Raw genomic sequence first — 20,167 nt, forward strand, 5'->3', positions numbered from 1 at the left:
CGACGAAGGGCAAGGTGCTGTTCTATCACGAGGACGCGTTCCTTGAGACTGGGCGCCGTGCTGGCGCAAGAGCCTGCAAGGCAAGCTCGCCAACGTCGGCGGCGAGTTCCAGTCCATCTGCGTGCCGCGTTCGGCGGTCAGCGTCGAGATGATGCCGTGCACTCGTACCTGTTCGACGGGCGGCTTCCTATCGCGCTGACGGTTCGATGTTGTTGATCGTGCCGCAGGAATGCCAGGCCAACGAGCGCGTGTGGGCTTACCTGCAAAGTCTGACCGGCTCGCCGGCGGCCTGATCCGCGAAGTGAAAGTCTTCGACCTCAAACAAAGCATGCAGAACGGTGGTGGCCCGGCGTGCCTGCGTCTGCGTGTCGCGCTCAACGAAACCGAACTGGCGGCGGTGGACCCGAGGTTATGCATTAACGCACCATTTATACCGTTGCATCGCGCATCCGTTGAAGAAGGCCTATCCGCGACACGCCTAAAGCGAGAGCGATATTCAGCGAGCGCCGCAATTGCTGCTTGAATGCCGGACGGCACTGGATGAACTGACGCAAATCCTTAAACTGGGCGCGGTTTATCCATTCCAGATCAATTGATGGCCGGCGCGTCGCCTGAATGCGGCGCGCGGCTTGTCTCCCCAGAGTTAAACCTGGAGCAATTCCCCTCCAGCTCAACCTTGAAGATACCGACGGCACACAACTGCCAACCTGACGCCACCCGCGTCGCGGTCATGTGGCAAGGCAAAGAGCTGTGGATCCAGCAGGATGGCCGTGGCCAACTGCTGATTGGCGTGGACGTCGAGGAAGGTGACGAAGAGTACGCCAATTTGCTGTACCGCCACTTTGGCGGAACTAATCTGGTAAGTCTGCAACTGGAAATGGAACCGGCTGACCTCGGCGCTGACGAGGATCACGTGCACCAGCCGAAACTCGACCGGCAACCGCTACGAAACCGCTTCTTGTTCGCCCTCGGCAAACTGCTTGAACTGACCTCGCCGGCCGCGAACCGCAAGAGAAGCTCAACTGACTGTCGAAGGCGTGCGCATGCGCTGGTTGAGCGAGGGTGCGCTGGAAGTACGGCCACCCGAAGCGCAGCGAGCGATCCTCGACCTGTTGTCGGCAGGCGTGCCGGCAATGAAACCGCGCCGATCGGCTTCGATCGGCTGCTCATCGCTCGCGGCGACCTGAAGCCGCGCGCACGCATTCTGTTTCTGTTCGGCAATCCGGAAGCGATTCGTAAAGGCGAGCGCTTCGTCGAGCAGGACGTCAATCGGCTGTTCAACGGCCGTCATGAACAAACCCACTGGCATCCGAAGCGCTGCGCGCCTGTGAGCTGGAGCGACTGGCGGCAAGTTTCTTCCGCGTATCCCGGACTCGTGATCGCCTGCATTACGACCTGCACACGGCGATTCGTGGCTCGAAGATCGGCGCCAGTTCGCCCTGTATCCGTGGAAGGACGGTCGCCAGCATTCGCGCCGCGAACTGGCGCGCCTGCGTGCCGCCGGGATGGAGGCGGTGCTGCTGCAGAACAAGCCGTCGATCGTGTTCAGCTCCTACACCTACGACAAGCTCGGTGCCGAGGCCTTTACTCTGGAACTGGGCAAGGCGCGGCCGTTCGGGCAAAACGAAGGGGTCGACGTTTCGCGCCTGGAAACCCGCCTGCAGCAGATCATCGAAGGCAATCAGCCGGGTCTGGCCGAAGAAGGCCTGGACGGTTTGCAGCTGTTCAGCGTGGCCCGGGAAATCATCGAGCGCAGCAATGCTTTCGCCTGAATCTGCCGGCGGACATCGAGAACTTTTCCAGCTGGATGTGGGGTATCTGCTGGCCGAAGACCTGGCCAATACCCGCTGGGTCATCGAGGAAGAGGGCGCACGGATCATCTCCTCGATCCGAAGGTCTACGAGAACAGGGCCTGCGCCGGGCATCCTGATCGTCGAAGCCGGCGACGAAAACCTCGCCTGACCTCAATCGCAAGGTCTACACAAAACCACTGTGGAGCGAGCTTCTCGCGAATGCAATCTGACATTCAACATTTGAGTTGGCTGTCAGTCCGCTTTCGCGAGCAGGACTCGCTCCACAGTGGAAAGAGTGAGGCCCAAGGCCTCACCCATGGGCTATCAGACCGCTACAGCATGCGGCTCACTGCGGCGCAGTGCGCGAACCTTGCGCAGCGTCTCGCCGCTGCCGCCCGCTTCCTGACCCTTGTGCACAAAATGCTCGAAGAAGAACTTCTGATGTTCTTCACCCACGCCATGGAGATGATCACATCCACAGGACACCGAACAGCAGTTCGGTCTACGAGCTGCACCTGCATGAAGCCGCTGACCACCGACTGGGCGACGAACTCGTGACGGTAGATGCCGCCGTCCACCACAAGGACTACAGCGACGATGCAGCAGCCTGACCGGTCTTCGGCCGCGACTCGGCCTGCAGGGGCATTTCAAGGCGCACCGACTCGAAGAAGTCGATGCTGGCAACCCTCGTAGACCCTAGGGGCCAGCATTTCAGCAGGTCATGAAGCCTTACGGCTCTGGTCGACGATTTCCTTCTTGTGCCAGCAGGCCTGGATGAACGCGACGCGCTCGCCATGTGGGTGTTTGCTTTTGCTGTCGATAGCGGTGGGTTGCATGTTCTGACTCCTGTTTGTGTGAAAAACAGGGCGTTATGAATCGAAAGGGATTGGAGCCCACGCTCGCACGACTGCTCGCGGACGGCCCCTTTGCGCGGGCTCAATCCCGTTCTCTCTTCATCCGGACTATGACCGTCGGCCCCGGAATCACACCGGGTCTGCTGACCTTGCCGCCACCCACCGCAAAAACGGTGTGCGTCGCCAAGCGCTCGCGGGCTATGCGCATTGCGCGCAATTACCGCCGGTGGGGAGTCCACCCCGCCTGCCGAACGTTTTTGCCGCCCTTTGTCGGGCGGCGCGGCGTTTAACACAGATTGTGCGTCTGTGCGTTGCACACCTTCCGATGATTGCCATCGAATTTTTTGACTGCCCGAAACGACTTTTCCTTGCGCAAGGGTTGATTAATCCGCGCCATGACCGCGGTAACTCACCTTCGTGGATTTCCCCTGCTGACTTAAGGCAAGAGTTGCATGAGCGTTATCGATCTTCGCAGCGACACCGTCACCCAACCGACTCCCGCCATGCTCGAACCGCCATGACGGCGGCGGACGCCGGCGACGACGTGTCGCGAGGACCCGACGGTCAATGGTCTGGAAGCCGAACTGGCCAGGCGCTCGGTATTGCTGCGGCGCTGTTCGTGCCGACCGGCACCATGAGCAATCTGCTGGGGTTGATGGCGCACTGCGAACGTGGCGACGAATACATCGTCGGCCAGCAGGCGCACACCTATAAGTACGAGGGCGGCGGCGCGGCAGTGCTTGGCTCGATCCAGCCACAGCCGCTGGAAGGTGCAGGCCGATGGTTCGCTGGATCTGGATCAGGTCGCGGCGGCGATCAAACCGGATGACTTTCATTTCGCCCACCACCGGTTTCTGTTCGCGCTGGAAAACGCCATCGACGATCTGCGCTGGAGTATCTGGCCCGGGCACGCCAGTTTACTCGCGGGTGACCGGCCTGCAACTGCACCTGGATGGCGCGCGGTTGTACAACGCGGCGGTCAAGCTGGGCGTGGATGCCCACGAGGTACCCAATACTTCGATTCGGTCTCGGTGTGCCTGTCCAAGGGCCTCGGTGCGCCGGTCGAGCTACGAGCTGTCGAGCGCGAGGCGTTGATCGGCAAAGCACGCCGCCTGCGCAAAATGGTAGGCGGCGGCATGCGCCAGGCCGGATTGCTCGCAGCAGCGGGGCTGTATGCGCTGGATCACAACGTCGAGCGTCTGGCGGACGACCACGCCAACGCGCTATTTTCGCCGAAGTTCGGCGACGCCCGGCGGCTAAGCTGGCTCAAGCCCATCCAGGAAGCCAACATGGTCTACGTGCAGATGGCATCGACCAAGACGATCGAGAGCGGGTTTGCCACAACGAGCATAAGAAGAATTGACACACACACCTGCGCGTGACGCGCATGGACGTCAATCGCTCGCAAATCGAGCAAGTGATCGCGACATTCGTCGAGTTTTCGCGCAAGTGACAGCGTTAGCCGTCCAATTAACCACTCTCTATCGTATAAACACGCTGTACCCCGCGCGCAGGGCCGATATCATCGAGCACTTGCCGTCGCTTCGTCTGTTGACGTTTCGAACAGGCCTTTGGCCGCGGCCACCATGAAACCTAATGAAAAGCGCAGAAATCCGTGAAGCCTTCCTTCGCTTCTTCGAAGAGCAAGGCCGGCGCCATTCTGCTCCAGCTGCTCAGACTCCGGGCGACGACGACCCTACTGTTCACCAACGCGGGGATCGACCCGTTCGAGGACTGCTTCCTGGGCCAGGAAAAGCGCGCGTACACCCGCGCAACCAGCAGCAAAGTGGGTGCGCGCCGGTGGCAAGAACAGCGACCTGGAAAACGTCGGTTATACCGCTCGTCACCATTCTTTGAAATGCTCGGTAACTTCAGCTTCGGTGACTATTTCAAGCACGACGCGATTACCTTCGCCTGGACCTTCCTGACCGGCGTTCTGAAACTGCCGAAGGAAGAACCTGGTCCACATCGCCACCGACGACGAAGCGTATGACATCTGGACCAAAGAGATCGGCGTGCCGGTCGAGCGCATGATCCGCATCGGCGACAACAAAGGCGCGCCTTACGCGTCCGACAACTTCTGGACCATGGGGATCCCGGCCCGTGCGGCCCATGCACCGAGATTTTCTACGATCACGGCAACCACATCTGGGGTGGCCCACCGGGTTCGCCGGAAGAAGACGGCGACCGTTACATCGAGATATGGAACAACGTGTTCATGCAGTTCAACCGCACCGCCGACGGCGTGTTGCATCCGTTGCCAGCGCCGTCGGTCGACACCGGCATGGGGCTTGGCAGGGATCGTGCGGTGATGCAGCGCATCGATCCCAACTATGACATCGACCTGTTCAAGAACCTGCTGAAAGCCTCGGCTGAAGCCATCGGTTGCGAAAATGGCGATCAGTCGTCGCTGAAAGTGGTGTCCGACCACATCCGTTCGTGCGGCTTCGCTGATTGCCGACGGCGTGCTGCCGTCCAACGAAGGCCGCGGCTACGTGCTGCGCCGGATCATTCGTCGTGCCTGCCGTCACGGCAACAAGCTGGGTGCCACTGGCAGCTTCTTCTACAAGATCGTGGCTGCGCTGGTCGCCGAGATGGGCGAAGCCTTCCCGGAACTGAAGAAGCAGCAGAGCAACATCGAGCGCGTACTCAAGGCCGAAGAAGAGCAGTTCTCCAAGACTCTGGAGCACGGCCTGAAGATTCTCGAGCAGGACCTGCTGGAACTCCAAGGCACCGTGGTGCCGGGCGACGTGGTGTTCAAACTCTACGACACCTACGACCCCGATGGACCTCGACAGCTGACATCGCTCGTGAGCGCGGCCTGACGGGTGCGCCGATGAAGCTTTGAGCGTGAAATGGAAGCCCAGCGTGTTCGTACGCACTAGGCCAGCTCGTTCGGCCTGGACTACAACACCCTGGTCAAGGTTGATGTGGCCACCGAGTTCACCGGTTCCGAAACGCACCAGCGGTTCAGGCAAAAATTGTCGCCATCTATAAAGATGGCCAGTCGGTCGACGTCTTGAATGAAGGCGAAGAGGCGGTCATAACTTTATGAATCAGACGCCGTTCTACGCGGAGTCCGGCGGTCAGATCGGCGACTGTGGTTTCCTGCAGGCCGGTAGCGCACGTTTCGACGTTCGCGACACCACCAAGACCGGCGGCGCATTCCTGCACCACGGTGTGCTGGATTCGGGCAGCCTGGCCATCGGCGCAACCGATGGAAACCCACGTCGATGCCGAAGTGCGTCAGCGCGAGCTTCGCTCAACCACTCTGCCACTCACTTGCTGCACGCTGCGCTGCGTCAGGTCTTGGGCGAGCACGTGCAACAGAAAGGTTCGTTGGTTGATAGCCAGCGTCTGCGCTTCGACTTCAGCCACTTTGAAGCGATCAAAAGACGAACAAATCAAGGCGCTGGAAGACATCGTCAACGCCCAGAGATTCGCAAGAACTCCGCGGTTGAAACACGAAACCGGACCATCAAATTCGCGGCAGAAAGGCGCGATGGCGCTGTTCGGCGAGAAATACGGCGACAACGTGCGCGTGCTGACGGCATCGAGCGGCTGAATCTCTCCGTGGGACTACTATCTGTGCGGCGGTATCCACGCCAACCGTACCGGCGACATCGGCCTGCTGAAAATCATCACAGAAGGCGGTGTGGCATCGGGCGTGCGTGGTATCGAGGCAGTCACCGGTGCTGCGGCACTGGCCTACTTGAACGCGGCAGAAGAACAACTCAAGGAAGCGGCCAACCTGGTCGAGGAAGAGCGTGCGCGACAACCTGATCGACAAGCTGTCGGCCGTGCTGGAGCGCAACCGCGCACTGGAAAAGCAGCTCGAGCAGTTGCAAGCCAAGGCTGCCAGTGCCGCGGGCGACGATCTGTCGAACTCGGCAGTGGACGTCAAGGATGTGAAGGTTCTGGCCGCACGTCTGGATGGTCAGGACGGCAAGGCGCTGCTGGCGCTGGTCGATCAGCTGAAAAACAAACTCGGCCGCGCAGTAATCCTGCTCGGCAGTGTCCATGAGGAAAAGGTCGTACTGGTTGCAGGCGTAACCAAGGACCTGACTGGCCAACTCAAAGCCGGTGATTTGATGAAACAGGCTGCTGCGGCAGTGGGCGGGAAGGGCGGTGGTCGTCCGGACATGGCGCAGGGCGGCGAGATGTCGAGCGCCGGCAGGCCACTGGATGGCGCATTGGCGCTGACCGTTCCATTCGTCGAGCAGGGTTTATAAGGCAGTCCGTCCGGCCCGCAGTCTAGTGGCGGGCCCGGCGGCTGTTCGAGTGATTCTCGGGGCCAGCACTTCATGGGCAGAGGCGGCTTTGAAATGGCTTTGATCGTACAGAAATTTGGAGGCACCTCGGTCGGCACTGTCGAGATCGAGCAGGTCGCCGACAAGGTTAAGAAATTGCGGATGCCGGCGATGGCCACCGTGGTTGTGCTGTCTGCAATGAGCGGCGAAACCAACAGTTGCTCGGTGAAACTGGCCAAGCAAATCAGTGGCGACACTCCAACAACTACCCGGCGACGAACTGGACGTGATCGTTTCCACCGGTGAGCAGGTGACGATTGCCCTGCTGGCGATGGCGCTGATCAAGCGCGGTGTGCCGGCGGTGTCGTACACCGGTAATAGAGTGCGACCTGACCGAGCAGGTGCCGGCCGATGAACAGCTGTCCTTGCAGATTGATGACCAGAAAATTCGTGGTGATCTGAAGGCGGGTCGCGTTGTTGTCGCCGGTTTCCAGGGCGTCGACGAGCACGGCAACATCACCTGGTCGTCGCAGTTCAACCGCCACAGCCGTCATCTGAGGTTTCGGCTTTGAAGGCCGATGAGTGTGCGAACCTACACCGACATCGATGGTATCGCCGCCGACCGGCGTGTGGTGCCGGTCGCTCAGCGTCTGGACAAGATCACCTTCGAAGAGATGCTGGAAATGGCTTCCGTTACCAAGGTGCTGCAGATCCGTGCGGTGGAATTCGCCGGCAAGTACAACGTTCCGCTGCGCGTATCCGGCAAGGGCTTCGAGGAACTGCGGCGCGCGCATTACTATTGATGAAGAGGAAACCATGGAACAGCCGATCATTTCCGGCATCGCTTTCAACCGCGATGAAGCCAAGCTGACCATCCGTGGCGTGCCAGACACCCCGGGCGTGGCGTTCAAGATTCTCGGCCCGATCAGTGCCGCGAACATCGATCTCGACATGATCGTGCAGAACGTCGCGCACGATAACACCACCGACTTCACCTTCACCGTGCACCGCAACGACTATCAGGGCGCACAGACCGTGCTGGAAAACACCGCTCGCGAGATCGGTGCCCGTGAAGTCGTAGGCGACACCAAGATTGCCAAGGTCTCGATCGTCGGCGTCGGCATGCGCTCCACGCAGGCGTCGCCGGCCATTGCTTGAAAACGCCTCAGCGAAAAAAAAAACGTGGACAGCCCAATGAGTATTTCGACGTCGGAAATCAAGGTTTCCGTGGTAATAAAAAGAAACCTGAAATGGCCGTGCGCGCTCTGCACACGGCTTTCGAACTGGATGCTCCAGCCCGTCAGGGCGAGTCATTCCGTTTACATGAAGGGCGCGGTCTGACCGCGCCCTTTATTTTTGAATGGCGCGAGCCCCTGATCTGTTCTTTTGCTCGCGCTGGTCAATACTCAGGCATGTAGGGCTACGATCGCTCCGGTTGTAGGTCGGGTGCCTTTTTTTTGCAGACTGTTGTCCCTGAAGAATTGCGTGAGGAGAGAGGTTGTGCTGATTCTAACTCGTCGAATTTATCGCAGAAAGCCTGATTATCGGTGATGGCGAAATCACCGTGACCGTGTCCTGGCGTCAAAGGAAATCAAGTGCGTATCAGCATGACACCCCGAAAGAGGTAGGCTTCATGCACGTTGAGGAAATTTACCTGCGTATAAAGAGAAAGAGAAGGACGAAGAACCAAGCCATTAATTTTTATCGTTTTTTATGTTTGCAAACGGGGAAGAAGGTGGTTAATATACGCCCCGTGTTGCGGAGAGCTGGCACAAGGTCGGCAAAAGCATTACCACTGCTAAGGGAGTACACCTCAAAAGGGTGTCGGGGGTTCGAATCCCCCGTTCTCCGCCATTATTTGCTTAGTACGTTGTAATCTGGCTTTTTCGGTAAGTTGTTGAAATTACTAGAAAAAGTGGTTGAATGAGAGATTAAACGGGCTATAATGCGGCGCAACAAATGCACTTGCAGCTTTCCTCAAGTCTAAAATAAGTTACTCGGCTACGAACCGAGCGGTCACAGGTTCGAATCCTGTCGAGTGCACCATTTAAGAGTCAGTTGCAGCAATGTAAATGACTCGGCTTCAACCAGGTGTTGATAATCTGGTCTAACAAACACAAATGCACTCGTAGCTCAGCTGGATAGAGTACTCGGCTACAAACAAGTGCTGGCACAGGTTCGAATCCTGTCGAGTGCACCGTCCAAGAGTTAGTTGCAGCGATGTAAATAACTTGGCTTCAACCAGTTGTGGTCTGGTCTAAAAACACAAAATGCACTCGTAGCTCAGCTGGATAGAGTACTCGGCTACGAACCGAGCGGTCACAGGTTCGAATCCTGTCGAGTGCACCATATACCGAAAAGCCCGCGTTTAACGCGGGCTTTTTGCTGTCCGGGATTTGGCTTTTCCCTTCACGCATCCCCTCTCAAGTTAAATCAAAGACTTGAGCACTGCGGCCTCACTGAGCATAGCGATAGCTGGTTGTCGAAACTGCGGACATTCGCCTTCGGGTTTGCCCAGTGCGCTTTCAACATCCTCTTGGCTCATGCCGGCAATCACGCGTTGATTGATGATTGCTTCACGACGTTGCCTGGCGCTGATCAGATTGCCGCATTGATCTACTGCCGTGCCGACAACGCCTGGTTCGCGTCTTCTGGTTTTCATACCGGATGTTTCTTCGTGGTCGTGTTCGGGCATCACCGCGATGACCGAGCCTGGCAAGTAGGGGTGAACTTCCTGCACGGATCGCTGCTCGCCGCTGGCGCAGCTCATGCTGGTGAAGGTGACACTGCCGTCGACGGCTTCCGAACGATGAAGCGTGGTGGCGGCCCCGGCGGGAGGCAGGCAGAGCAGGCTGGTCAGGACAAAAATAGAAGTTTTCGATGGCATTCGGCGTCCTCCATGACGATCTACGCTCAAGGGTAGTCGCTACATTTTTTGTCGCCGGTGTTTTTCTTTCAGGATGAGTCGTCGCATTTGCAAGGATCAGGACTGCGCTCAGGTTTGTTTCGCAAGCCTTCTTCGACCCCATGGCCTTTTCTAACGTTTCAGAACGGTACGGCGGTATAGTTCGTCAGCCCCGCCGACTTGAAAAACCTCATCGGTTTCCAGTCATTTACTCAGTACCGCGTTTTACCAATCATGAATTGACTGATTGATCCTTCCGGCGTGCCCCGCTGCTGGAGATCGAGGCGTTCGCCTATGTCCGAAATCGAAGTAAAGAAAACACAGGAAAGCCTGCAGGATCGCCTGGCTCAGGTCGTCGAGCTGCTGCAGCGCCAGCGTGTCGTTGAAGACCTGACTCATCGTCAGGAAGGTCCGCATCACGACCGGGTCGAAAACCTGGTTCACCGGCAAAATCTCGTCGAGTTGCAACGCAAGCTCGATGATTTGCACTCCGCCGACGTCGCTTACATTCTCGAAGCCTTGCCCGGCTGGATGAGTTGCTCGCGCTTCTGCAACTGGTCAAGGCCGATCGCGACGGCGACATCGAAGATCTCGTTCGTTCGAGAACGTCATCGCCGACATCGACGGTGCCGGACTCCTGGCTGCGGCCAAGGACATGGATGCCGACGAACTTGCTGACCTGGCTTCCGAGCTGCCGCGAGACGTCGTCCATGGGCCAGCTGATGGAGAGCCTGGATAACCAGCAGCGCAAACAGGTCGCGCTGCGGCCTGTTCCTCGGCCAGCAGCAGGTCGGCGCGCTGATGGACTTCGAAATGGTGACCATGGGCGCGAGGAACTGGCTCGAAGATGGCGTTGCGTTATCTGCACCGCATTATTTCGACGAAAGCCCTTGGTCATACCGACAAGCTGTTCGTGGTCGATTACGACGGTGTGCTCAAGGGTGTGCTGCCGATCAAGCGTTTGCTGGTAACAATCCGGAGAAACAGGTTTCTGAAGTCATGGCCAGCGATCCGGTGAGTTTTCCACCCGGACGAAGACGCCTACGACGCCGCTCAAGCGTTCGAACGTTATGACTTGATCTCGGCCCCGGTCATGAAAGAACAACGGCAAGCTGGGGTTTCGACATCTCTGACCATCGACGAAATGGTTGACCTGATTCGTGAGGAAAGCGAAAGCGAAGTCCTCAACATGGCCGGTCTGCGCGGAAGAAGAAGGACATCTCTTCACTCGATGCCATTGGTGAACCGTCGCGGCGTGGCTGGCCATCAACCTGATCACGGCGTTCGTCGCATCGCGGGTGATCAGTTTTTCGAGGGCTCGATCGAGAAGCTGGTAGCGCTCGCGGCGCTGATGCCGATCACCGGCTATCAGCAGCGAGTCCGGTAACCAGACGATCACCATGATCGTGCGCGCCATGGCGCTTGACCAGGTCAGTACGGGCAACACTTCGCTGATACCGAGCTGGCGGTTGGGTTGATCAACGGTCTGGTCTGGGGCGGGGTGATCGGTGTGGTTGCCTATCTGCTCTACGGCAGTTGGTCGTTGGGAGTGGTGATGACCGCTGCGATGACGCTCAACCTGTTGCTCGCGGCGCTGATGGGGGTGCTGATTCCGATGACCCTCGCGAAGATGGGGCGCGATCCGGCGATGGGCGCGAGTGTGATGATCACCGCCATGACCGACGGCCGAGGTCACTTCTTCATCTTCCTGGGGCTGGCGACAATCTTCCTGCTCTAACCGGCTGCAAAGAAAAGGCCCGCCAAAATGACGAGCTTGTTCATGGGTGATTAGTAACCTGTGGCGAGGGGATTTCCGATAAACGCGCAGCAGTCCCTCTTCGGGGCCGCCATCTGCTGGGGATAAAGGTCCGCGCACCGATGCTGTCAGGCGGCTGACGATCAACAAAGCAGCCTGCTGGCTTCGATGTTCATGGCTCAGGACCCATCTCCACATGTAGTAGTAAGCGATTAACAGTGCACGAAGCGTTTTTGTTGACGGTGGAAGCGGCTACGGGAAGCGTCAGGTTTCATCTCACGCTCGTGCCAGCGAACTTTCTCGGCGGCTGTCCAGGCGCATACTCAGCTCTTCGCCCAGTGCACCTTGCAGTCAGACTTTCTGCTCAAGCTGCAATGGTTTCAAAGTCGTGCTGAGCGATGATGATTACAACCACCTCGGCAATGCGTTCACGCATCCCGTCTGGCAGACGTACGACGAACTTGTCAGCCGTACGGCTGGAATAAATTGCCTGTTTCAATCGGCATTTTTAACCGGTTAACCGAAGAACCTTCAGGTTCTGGAATTGGCCGCAGGATGTGTGGTAGGACAAGCATCCGCAATCGTTTCGACCTGAAATTCTCCGGGAAAGAGGCCCGCGTCATCCCCTTCAAAATTCCCGATCAGCTTGGCATAAAATTCAGATACCGAGCTGGGTAAAGGTAAATCCATCACAATTATGGAAATTCAGCACTCATTTTTGAAAACTTACTGGCCGCGAGTACAAATATCACCTTCCTGATCATCAAATTGATACCAAAGCAGAACGTGCCGTGTTATCCGTTACTTTGTACTACCTCTTTTGTTACCTGTACAGGAACATGGCGATTTCCCGTTGCTGGGGCGGGACCCATTCCCCAGGATGTTTTCAGGATGGATGGCAGGCTTATTTATCTGATGGGGCCTTCCGGATCGGGCAAGGACAGCCTGATCAAAGCGGCGCGTGAGCCGTTAACCAGGCAATCAACTAAAGTCACCCGCCGGGTAATTACCCGGATGCCGGAGTGCCTCAGGTCGGCGTAAAGCACCGTCGGCGTCACGCCGCAAGAGTTGATCAGCGCGAGCGTGACGGCGATTTTGCCCTCGCCTGGCACGCCAACGGCCTCGCGTATGGCATCCCGATAAGAAAATGGACGAATGGTTGCGCGGTTCGTGCATATCGCCTGGCGTTGAACCGCTCACCACCACCGAATTCTCCGTGACGCGCTCGCACGCCTATCCGACGCTGATCCCGGTGCTGCTGACGGTGAAGGATGAAGTATTGCGCGAGCACTCACGGTCGGCGCGGTCGAGACCTTGAGCAGATCGATGCACAGCTTGCATAACGCGTTATTCAAGGACCGGCGAACCAGCGATCTGCCTGTTCCATTTTACTGATCGACAATTCAGGTGCTCTGGTGGATGCCGTCAATCAATTACTGGACTTGATCCGGCTCAACGCAACACCGGATCGAACTTGATCCTGCGTCCGGCGACCAGTGCCAGTGCGAACAACACCGCAAACACGCCGCAGCCAACCAGGGGCAGGGTGATTTCGGTTTCCTCGAACAAGGCAACCCGCAAAACGCCACTCGATAAACAGCAGTTCGGAAATCCTGCACTTCATCTTCGACATGCTCTTCTCCTTCGATCTTCAAAAAACCAGACATTCTTTCAGTGTTCACCGTCGGCCATATACTTTGCTCAGCTCATCGACTGCCTCGCCGCGAAGTCGCTCTGATCGCTCCGACACCACCCACTGCGGTGCTTTCTGCACCTGCAGAGTCGATCGGCATCACCTGAGCCGCCCAAGACTAAGCGTCTCGGGAACAAAATGAAAGCCAACCAAAACCGCGAGAGCGATTGCTGTTTGCAAGCAGGAGAGTGCTGTTCATGGGGCGGACTCCGTTTGTTCTGTTATGTGAACAGACAAAGCAGCCGTGATCCCGACCAAGTTCTTAACCAGCTTCTGCCGAGTCCCTCAAACGACGTTTGAAAGGTTTTTCAACGGCTGCGGGTTCCGTTTGCAATGATGGCTTTTTGCGGCAGTGGCAAAAAAATCCACCAGTAATTAACCACAAAGGTTGTCAGGCACCTACACTTAAAAAGCCCACGGACGACATGACAAATAGAGGGCTGGCCGTTAACATGCTCGCCGTCCGTCGCGCCGCATCCGGCCGTGACAACTCAGTGTCTCTTCATAACAATTGGAACCGTTACCTCCCCTCCCTCGGGAAAGGTCGCATGGAACCTACCCTCGGACGCCGTAGTCAATAAAAAAGGTCATACAGCGTTTTATCTTTTACATTAAAATGTTTAACTGCATACCAAACCACCAACATAAAATTGCTTCCAGTATTTTATGTTAGCACCACATTTTTCATCACTATCCGTTTTAAGTCTATAACTAAAGCTTAAATCAGGCCTATGAGGACTATCGCAGTAGTCGGAAAAGCAGCGGAGATCAGATTCGTGGCTGAATGTACGGTGTCTGCACACGAAGAAATTGTTGCCATAAGGTAGTCAATGTCGGCTTCATTTGCGGCACCTGACCCAGACCGTCCAGGCCTACATCTCCTGAAGGACATCGGCAAAACGTGCGCATACTGGGACAGAGCAAGGATACCGAAATCGCGTGAATGCACTTTCCCATCCGGCCTGCTCAAGCGTTAACTTCTACTGAGATCATCAGGTTCTCTTCCAGCAACGGCTGGCTACGTTTTCGTCGAGAGTCTGATGAACCAAGGGTTTATCTTCAGTCTCTGCCGTAACTCTTCTGCTTCGCATACGTTGTTCGCCTGCTCGCTCCCCGACATTCCTCATCATTTTCGCTCGCTGGTGCAATCGTCATCAACGCAAAACTGCTGACCATTCCGCATCGCAAGATGGTGTTTTGGTGAGGTTAAGAAATGCGTGGATCCCCTGATGAATCGCGCGACATTGACCAGCAGCACAGGCGAAATCCCGCTGCTCAAATCCGATTTCACCCAGCGCGATCGAGGTACTGCACAGATCAGTGCGACGGAGTGGCTGCATAATTTTTTGAAAATCTGTACAGAGAACCCTAGATGTAGTTCTGAGCTTTGAACGTCATAGCTTCACTAACCACCATCGCTTCACGCGTGGCTACGCTTTGTAAGGGCTGTGTTATACGCTAGGTCGACACTTTCGCTGTGTTGGGCGTTATCGCGATAACGCCAGTTCATTACGTATCTGGTGGAGCAAGGGCTAGCATTTAACTGATCGCGAATGCGTAATACGGTCGTTGTCGAGCGGCTGGGCGTACGAGCCGTTGCGCGAATGCCGAGGCCGGCGCCTCATGAGTCGGTCACACGCTTATGCATATCAGCGTCAACGGGGCGGCCTTGGTACTTGCCAGCGGCCTTAGCCTTTCTCGGTGCCCCTGGGCCTGGCACCTGTCGCGAGCGCTCGTAATCTTTACGCGCAATGGCGTCCCCAGTTTCCGTTTCCACCAGCAGTTGATGAATTTCTACAAGTTCGGCCCGGTGAACTCAGCCCCTTAGTGTCCTGCATACCCTGGTGGCTGGTCGGTAGATCTAACGCGACGATGCGCAGGCCCTTGGAGTCGATCGCAGCCTTCGACTTCTGCCAATCCTCTACAGGAAGGCGCGAGAGGCGGTCTATTGATTCCACCAGCAGCACATCACCCTTGCGGGCATCCTTGAGCAGGCGCAGCAGCTCAGGCCGGTCCGCGGTCGCTCCGCTGGCGTTCTCTAGGTACTCGCAGGCAATAACTTTCTTCTGGCTCACTCAAACTTCTCGAGAGCCGTGCGTTCACGAGCCGGCATCTTGCTCGTCGGTTGAGGCTCGAAGGTAAGCGCGGATGAACATAATGCAACCTGTATCAGTTAGGGTGTTGTCCTAATAACGTTGCATTTTCTCGGAGTCATCTCAAGTGAAAAGCGTGGAAAGGTGGAATCAGCCTGTATCAGCCTAGGCATACCTTACCTTACACATGGTAACTGCTCAGGCAAAGCAAATCGCCATCATCAGCCGCAGGAAGCCGTTCATCAAAGGAGAACCGAATCGTGAGCACCACTGAATCCACATACGACGAGATTGACGACGGCACAAGGGCTAAAGAACTTACCGAACAGGAGGAAGCAACCGAATATAAATTTGATCTGACATTCTATGGGGCTGACTATCCGGTTGATGGTTTAGTTAGTCGACTGAAGAAAAGTGACATCGTGATTCCGTCATTCGACCCTTCAAACGATTTGGTTTTTGAAGTTGAAGCTTTCCAGCGCAAGTTTATCTGGAGTAAACTTCAATGCGATCGTTTTGTAGAGTCCCTTGCTTCTAGGTTTACCAGTACCTGGGATTTTCTTAGTGCAGCAGTCAGATAAGAGACTGCTAGTGCTGGATGGTCAGCAACGCCTGCTCACACTCTCCGCCTTTTACGAAGGCATGTTGAATAAGAAAGAGTTTTCATTAGAAGGTGTTCAAAACAGTTTAAGGGTAGAACATATAAGACGCTTGACGAGGATCAAAGAAGGACGCTTGATGATGCAATTATTCACCACACCCACCGTGATTAAGAAAACTCAGGAGTCACAAGATCTTTCAAGTATCTACACGCTTTTCGAACGCCTAAACTCTGGCGGAACAAGATTGTCTCCGCATGAAATTCGAGTGGCTTTAGCTCCTGGTAAGTTGATGCACTTAGTGCGGAAGCTTAATGAAACTAAAGCATGGCGCGTAGCTTTCGGCAAGCCGTCCAAAATCTCAAAGACCATGAGTTGGTGCTTAGATTCATCGCGCTACAGTTCTCACCTGTGCCATACTCAAGCCCAATGAAAGATTTCCTTCCAATTCCACAAGTACAATCAGAATCAAAAGAAGCGACCAAGTAATCGAGAAAGCTTTTGTTGACGCAATCAACTCCTAGATTGCTCAAGTTGCATCGGGCTTAAACATTCAGGTTGACCAATGCTCTGAATGCTGCTGTCTTTGACTCTGTTATGCTTGGCGTAGCGAAACAACTTGAGAAAGGCGAGATGAACAAAGGAAAAGTCCTCACGCTTCAAAGCCTGGAAGGTGACGACTTTAGCAGCAGTGCGGGAAAGCCACCGCGCGGGAGGATCAAGTTGCTGAGCGCATAAAACTGGCTGAGTTAGCGTTTAGTGAGGTTTAGACCATGAAGCGTCATGCCTCGCTGAAAAAATGCACTCGATGCAGCATTTGCCCGTGCAGACAAAATCGATATCATGGAAACCGAACTACGTGCTGATTTCGCAAGACACTTGTGTGTTTTGACTCTGGGTTTCTAAAGTAAACAATAAAGAACTTTACCACAGAACGTGAAGAAACGCGCGTCTCCACAAATAACGCACTATGTATCCGGATCTATCAAGAACCTCACGAACTTGAAGTCTACTAAGCTGTCAACTCATCTGCTTTCTTTCGATGAAGTTGGAGGGTTGATATTGAGAAGCTTATACTGGATGAAAGAAAGAAGCTATTGATAGTCTTGTAACCCTTAGGCATGGGATAGCATATAGCGAGCCACTAGGTGATGTTTACTGGTAAAGCCAGCCGGCTACTACAATGAAATTGTAAAAGTTATCCAGATAAGGCGATAATGGACAATTGATGACGAATTCAAGTCGGAGCGTATAATTGCCTTCATTTCATCACATCTGTTGGTCGATCCGTTGGTCTGATAACAAAATAAATTTTGTATCTTTCCTACCTGATTGGCATGAGTCTAAATGCCAATCAGGCAGGAGAATGACTAGAGTGCGTCTGTTTCAGGTGCTATAGATACGCAATTCAAGTAGCCGGTGTATTTCCGGCTGTCATATTCTGCCGCAAAAACAGGCTGTGTATTATTTAACCTATTTTGGCACATTGCGGAAGCATGCTCTCCGTAGAATGTTGCTATCTGTCGCTCGCACTCAGCACTACCCTGTTTTTTGAAACGGCCACTTCTTCCATCCAAGGGGCAAGTTTCCAAGAACATGATTGTTTGAGGAGCTTCGGGATCTATAAGGTTCCCAAGGTTTCAGCTCGGGTCGTCATTATCTAAGCAACGGAACAATGCCCCGTTCTTTATCTTGTGGGGTGCGGGCGGCCATTAGCACGTTCGATAGTGCCGAGCACATGCTGCTTGCGTAATTCTTGTTATTAAACTCGGCTCCCCTTTGCTCACACATAAGTTAGTAGTTGACCAGCTGCCAAGGCTAGCGAGGATTCAAGTAATTATATAAATCCTTTTAGCTAATACTAATAAGGTCATAACTTTATGGAAGGTACTTGGCGTTCGCACCTCATAAACCCTTCTTCACCACCATTCCAAGCGAATATCATTCAAGCGCATCCGCACACTTGTTTTTTGCGTCATGCTAATACTCACAACCAGCCCCATCTAAGAGTGTCCATATTGCCGCCCGAAAGATTATAGTAGATACTACAGTCAGCATTCCTGAATTTAATCCAAAACGGCAACCCATTAAGCTTCCGTAGTCTGTTCTTGCTCTCGTCTGATAAAACGCCCATTGCGTTTTTGTAGCAAAAGTCATCTGCATCTTGTAGTGAGAGTTCGGCACTGGAACATTGGGAGACATGTCATAGGTCGCACCGCCAGCTTTGTCCATGCAGTTGCTATATGCTGGTGAATAATTGTCCTTAGCAAGTGCGCTGTTAGAAAGGCCGCAGACGATTGCAACAATTGAATAAATAGTAGATCGCATAATTGATTTACTAATTAAATGTGTATTGCTTACGTTATGCGTTTTCAAATTCAATAGAAGATCTGGACTTGCTTGCGTCCTCGATGCGCAAATTGCATCTACAAGCGCTTTATTATTTACTTTAGAGAACTCCATGCCTCGCGATCCAAGCTTGCCGTGAATATAAGACTTCAGCTTTTGACGGGGGGGGGGGGGGGGGCATTACGCCTAACTTGACTCAAATCAACTCCTCCTCTCCAAAGCTGGTAACAGATTAAGGTTGAAATAGTGGAAAATGAGTTCCATCCTTGGGAAGCAGTACTTTCATTTTTAGGATCTACCACAACCCCAAAATACGTCGTGGCTACGGATTGAGCTATTTTTCAAAAAAGGTGGAGTGCACAAGCTGAAATTGAATTAGCCTACAGTTCAGGCAATCGATTTCGCCAGCACCAAACATCCGCATATCCTCAATAAAGATGAAAATTGCACCCATTGAGGTCCCGCATGGTCGAATCAGGTTGCCAATTGTTGCCGCTGACCGAAAACTGACCCGGTAAAGGCTGTTCTGCCAGACTGAAAACTGACCCAGGTGTTCAACGCTCACTTTTCGAGCAGGAAGCACAGGGTTATCGGCATGGAAATGTTGGAAAAATCCGGGCAAGGAGAAGTACTTCCGCGACGAGCTGGCTGATCGAGATAGCCAAGCGTACCGGACTGTGCGAGAAACGCCGTCAAAATCATAAGGCCTGAAACATCCCGCCGGGATACCGGAAAACCACAAAAACCTGCAACAAACTTCAGTCCATTTCACGGATTCCTCGACCTGCGCGTTGCTCTTCAACATTTTAATAGAAATTGCGGAAGAATGGCCGCTGCCGTGAAACCGGTGGCGGCTGGCGAATGCAGGCAATCAATGGCAAACTGGCGGCGTAAGCGTTTATGTAGTAGGCATCGTGTTGAGAAGCGAAGCCTGCACCGTGCATGGGTCTTGAGTTTCGTGAGGAGTCGACGCTACCTACTTCACTCTATGCGTCGATATCAAGTTGACGCAGATGTTCTACGGTATATCCGCTTTACTTTGCATGAAAAGTTTTCGTTTTCGAGTAGAAAGGCCAATTTGAACCTTATCCGGTAGGTGTCGCGATTGGCAATAATCTTGATCGCGATGGCACTGATGGACACCATTCACAAGGCAAATGCATTGCCAATACGAAAATCTGGTCGATCAGAGGGCTAGTGAAGCTGGTAGCTGTCAACTTTTTCAGCCGAGTGAATGGGTAACTGAGTTGCCGAACGCGTAGCTAAGAGAAATAAGCGAGAAGAGCGCGGTTTTTTTTGCATCCGCCTCCATAAAAAGACCTAGACGTCGCTCTTGACGCTTGCTCATTTACTGACCATCAACTTCTCTGCAAGCTCCAGTTTGTTTGCCGGTTCTTCCATCAAACTGGATGCTTGGAGGTGGTCATGTTGGATCTTCTCGCCTTTGCGATAACTACGGTTGTCATTTTGCCAAGAAAATATTGTACGTGCCATCATCAACATCGGCGCGGCGAAAGACAAGAGGGCAATGCCTTGTGCAATCGGACCACTCCAAAGCGCTACAGTGACCCAGCCACTCAACAAGGTGAATAGAGTTTGTGCCACATTAGCTAGGAGGCACAATACAGCAAAGGGCACCATGGCAGTGGCAAGACCATAGGTGAAGGATTTTTCCAGAAAAGCCTCGTAGACCGTTTTTGGGGCGCTGGGACGGTAGGGCCTCACGGAGTCTAATTTTTCCAAAAGCCATCAATTTTGGTACCCATCGAAACTCCTAAGCTGTAGCTGTACATGGATGAATAATGTTCGAGTATTGATTATTTACTCAATACCACCAAAGTACTTCATTTTGCCCAAGCTGGATTGCCGCAATTA

The 20,167-nt window shown here is 54.4% G+C and carries 9 protein-coding genes, 4 tRNA genes, 14 pseudogenes and 1 riboswitch; of the genes and pseudogenes, 20 read left to right on the top strand and 7 right to left on the bottom strand.

What is annotated here, in order from left to right:
• The 3 pseudogenes from ACXX9E_RS29140 to astE form a co-directional block, all read left to right on the top strand.
• A pseudogene (locus tag ACXX9E_RS29140) lies at window positions 1-596 on the top strand (N-succinylarginine dihydrolase); the annotation flags it as partial.
• A gap of 19 nt (window positions 597-615) precedes the next feature.
• Window positions 616-925, top strand: a pseudogene (locus ACXX9E_RS29145) (hypothetical protein); the annotation flags it as partial.
• A 33-nt stretch (window positions 926-958) separates the two neighbouring features.
• Window positions 959-1,962: pseudogene (gene astE / locus ACXX9E_RS29150) on the top strand (succinylglutamate desuccinylase).
• 155 nt (window positions 1,963-2,117) lie between these two features.
• On the opposite strand, the pseudogene ACXX9E_RS29155 reads toward astE, so the two are convergent.
• Window positions 2,118-2,629, bottom strand: a pseudogene (locus ACXX9E_RS29155) (6,7-dimethyl-8-ribityllumazine synthase).
• A gap of 104 nt (window positions 2,630-2,733) precedes the next feature.
• Window positions 2,734-2,904, bottom strand: a riboswitch (FMN riboswitch).
• Between the two features lie 260 nt (window positions 2,905-3,164).
• On the opposite strand from ACXX9E_RS29155, the gene ACXX9E_RS29160 reads away from it, so the two are divergent.
• The 13 genes and pseudogenes from ACXX9E_RS29160 (at window position 3,165) to ACXX9E_RS29220 (ending at window position 9,246) form a co-directional block, all read left to right on the top strand.
• Window positions 3,165-3,476, top strand: a complete 312-nt coding sequence (locus tag ACXX9E_RS29160; RefSeq protein WP_458556700.1) for a beta-eliminating lyase-related protein — start codon at window positions 3,165-3,167, stop codon at window positions 3,474-3,476.
• Between the two features lie 202 nt (window positions 3,477-3,678).
• A pseudogene (locus ACXX9E_RS29165) lies at window positions 3,679-4,097 on the top strand (hypothetical protein); the annotation flags it as partial.
• Between the two features lie 165 nt (window positions 4,098-4,262).
• Window positions 4,263-5,030 (top strand): annotated as a pseudogene (locus ACXX9E_RS29170) (alanine--tRNA ligase-related protein); the annotation flags it as partial.
• 82 nt (window positions 5,031-5,112) lie between these two features.
• Window positions 5,113-5,472 carry an alanine--tRNA ligase-related protein gene (locus tag ACXX9E_RS29175; protein WP_458556701.1) on the top strand — a complete coding sequence of 120 codons (360 nt, stop codon included), beginning with the start codon at window positions 5,113-5,115 and terminating at the stop codon, window positions 5,470-5,472.
• 226 nt (window positions 5,473-5,698) lie between these two features.
• Window positions 5,699-5,800 (top strand): annotated as a pseudogene (locus ACXX9E_RS29180) (alanine--tRNA ligase-related protein); the annotation flags it as partial.
• A 64-nt stretch (window positions 5,801-5,864) separates the two neighbouring features.
• A complete protein-coding gene (locus ACXX9E_RS29185) occupies window positions 5,865-6,212 on the top strand; it encodes a hypothetical protein (RefSeq protein ID WP_458556708.1) in 348 nt (115 codons plus the stop codon).
• 202 nt (window positions 6,213-6,414) lie between these two features.
• Window positions 6,415-6,879, top strand: coding sequence for a DHHA1 domain-containing protein (locus ACXX9E_RS29190; protein ID WP_458556702.1), 465 nt, complete (start codon window positions 6,415-6,417; stop codon window positions 6,877-6,879).
• Window positions 6,880-6,972: 93 nt separating this feature from the next.
• Window positions 6,973-8,207 (top strand): annotated as a pseudogene (locus ACXX9E_RS29195) (aspartate kinase); the annotation flags it as partial.
• A 215-nt stretch (window positions 8,208-8,422) separates the two neighbouring features.
• Window positions 8,423-8,595: pseudogene (locus tag ACXX9E_RS29200) on the top strand (carbon storage regulator).
• 62 nt (window positions 8,596-8,657) lie between these two features.
• Window positions 8,658-8,751 (top strand) — tRNA-Ser (locus ACXX9E_RS29205).
• Window positions 8,752-8,858: 107 nt separating this feature from the next.
• Window positions 8,859-8,943 (top strand) — tRNA-Arg (locus tag ACXX9E_RS29210).
• 76 nt (window positions 8,944-9,019) lie between these two features.
• A tRNA-OTHER gene (locus tag ACXX9E_RS29215) sits at window positions 9,020-9,094 on the top strand.
• Between the two features lie 75 nt (window positions 9,095-9,169).
• Window positions 9,170-9,246 (top strand) — tRNA-Arg (locus ACXX9E_RS29220).
• A gap of 19 nt (window positions 9,247-9,265) precedes the next feature.
• Here the strand turns inward: ACXX9E_RS29220 and ACXX9E_RS29225 are convergent.
• Window positions 9,266-9,784: pseudogene (locus ACXX9E_RS29225) on the bottom strand (cell envelope protein SmpA).
• 312 nt (window positions 9,785-10,096) lie between these two features.
• Between ACXX9E_RS29225 and ACXX9E_RS29230 the strand changes: the two are divergent.
• Window positions 10,097-11,540 (top strand): annotated as a pseudogene (locus ACXX9E_RS29230) (magnesium transporter).
• Between the two features lie 230 nt (window positions 11,541-11,770).
• Here the strand turns inward: ACXX9E_RS29230 and ACXX9E_RS29235 are convergent.
• A pseudogene (locus ACXX9E_RS29235) lies at window positions 11,771-12,057 on the bottom strand (Arc family DNA-binding protein).
• Between the two features lie 392 nt (window positions 12,058-12,449).
• Between ACXX9E_RS29235 and ACXX9E_RS29240 the strand changes: the two are divergent.
• A pseudogene (locus tag ACXX9E_RS29240) lies at window positions 12,450-13,036 on the top strand (ribose 1,5-bisphosphate phosphokinase PhnN).
• Here the strand turns inward: ACXX9E_RS29240 and ACXX9E_RS29245 are convergent.
• Window positions 13,011-13,139 carry a PA3371 family protein gene (locus tag ACXX9E_RS29245; protein WP_458556703.1) on the bottom strand — a complete coding sequence of 43 codons (129 nt, stop codon included), beginning with the start codon at window positions 13,137-13,139 and terminating at the stop codon, window positions 13,011-13,013. The pseudogene ACXX9E_RS29240 and the gene ACXX9E_RS29245 overlap by 26 nt on opposite strands.
• 1,655 nt (window positions 13,140-14,794) lie before the next feature.
• Window positions 14,795-15,407 (bottom strand): annotated as a pseudogene (locus tag ACXX9E_RS29250) (recombinase family protein); the annotation flags it as partial.
• 197 nt (window positions 15,408-15,604) lie between these two features.
• Between ACXX9E_RS29250 and ACXX9E_RS29255 the strand changes: the two are divergent.
• Both ACXX9E_RS29255 and ACXX9E_RS29260 read left to right on the top strand, forming a co-directional pair.
• Complete coding sequence (locus tag ACXX9E_RS29255; RefSeq protein WP_458556704.1) at window positions 15,605-15,925, top strand: hypothetical protein; 321 nt, start codon at window positions 15,605-15,607, stop codon at window positions 15,923-15,925.
• Entirely contained in the window at window positions 15,909-16,376 is a 468-nt protein-coding gene (locus ACXX9E_RS29260; protein ID WP_458556705.1) for a GmrSD restriction endonuclease domain-containing protein, read from the top strand. The genes ACXX9E_RS29255 and ACXX9E_RS29260 overlap by 17 nt, the downstream gene beginning before the upstream one ends.
• A 1,547-nt stretch (window positions 16,377-17,923) precedes the next feature.
• Here the strand turns inward: ACXX9E_RS29260 and ACXX9E_RS29265 are convergent.
• Both ACXX9E_RS29265 and ACXX9E_RS29270 read right to left on the bottom strand, forming a co-directional pair.
• Window positions 17,924-18,406, bottom strand: coding sequence for a hypothetical protein (locus tag ACXX9E_RS29265; RefSeq protein WP_458556706.1), 483 nt, complete (start codon window positions 18,404-18,406; stop codon window positions 17,924-17,926).
• Between the two features lie 1,230 nt (window positions 18,407-19,636).
• On the bottom strand, window positions 19,637-20,035 hold the full coding sequence (locus tag ACXX9E_RS29270) for a hypothetical protein (RefSeq protein WP_458556707.1): 399 nt from the start codon (window positions 20,033-20,035) through the stop codon (window positions 19,637-19,639).
• Between the last annotated feature and the right edge of the window lie 132 nt (window positions 20,036-20,167).

The sequence above is a fragment of the Pseudomonas sp. GNP014 genome (assembly GCF_054344005.1).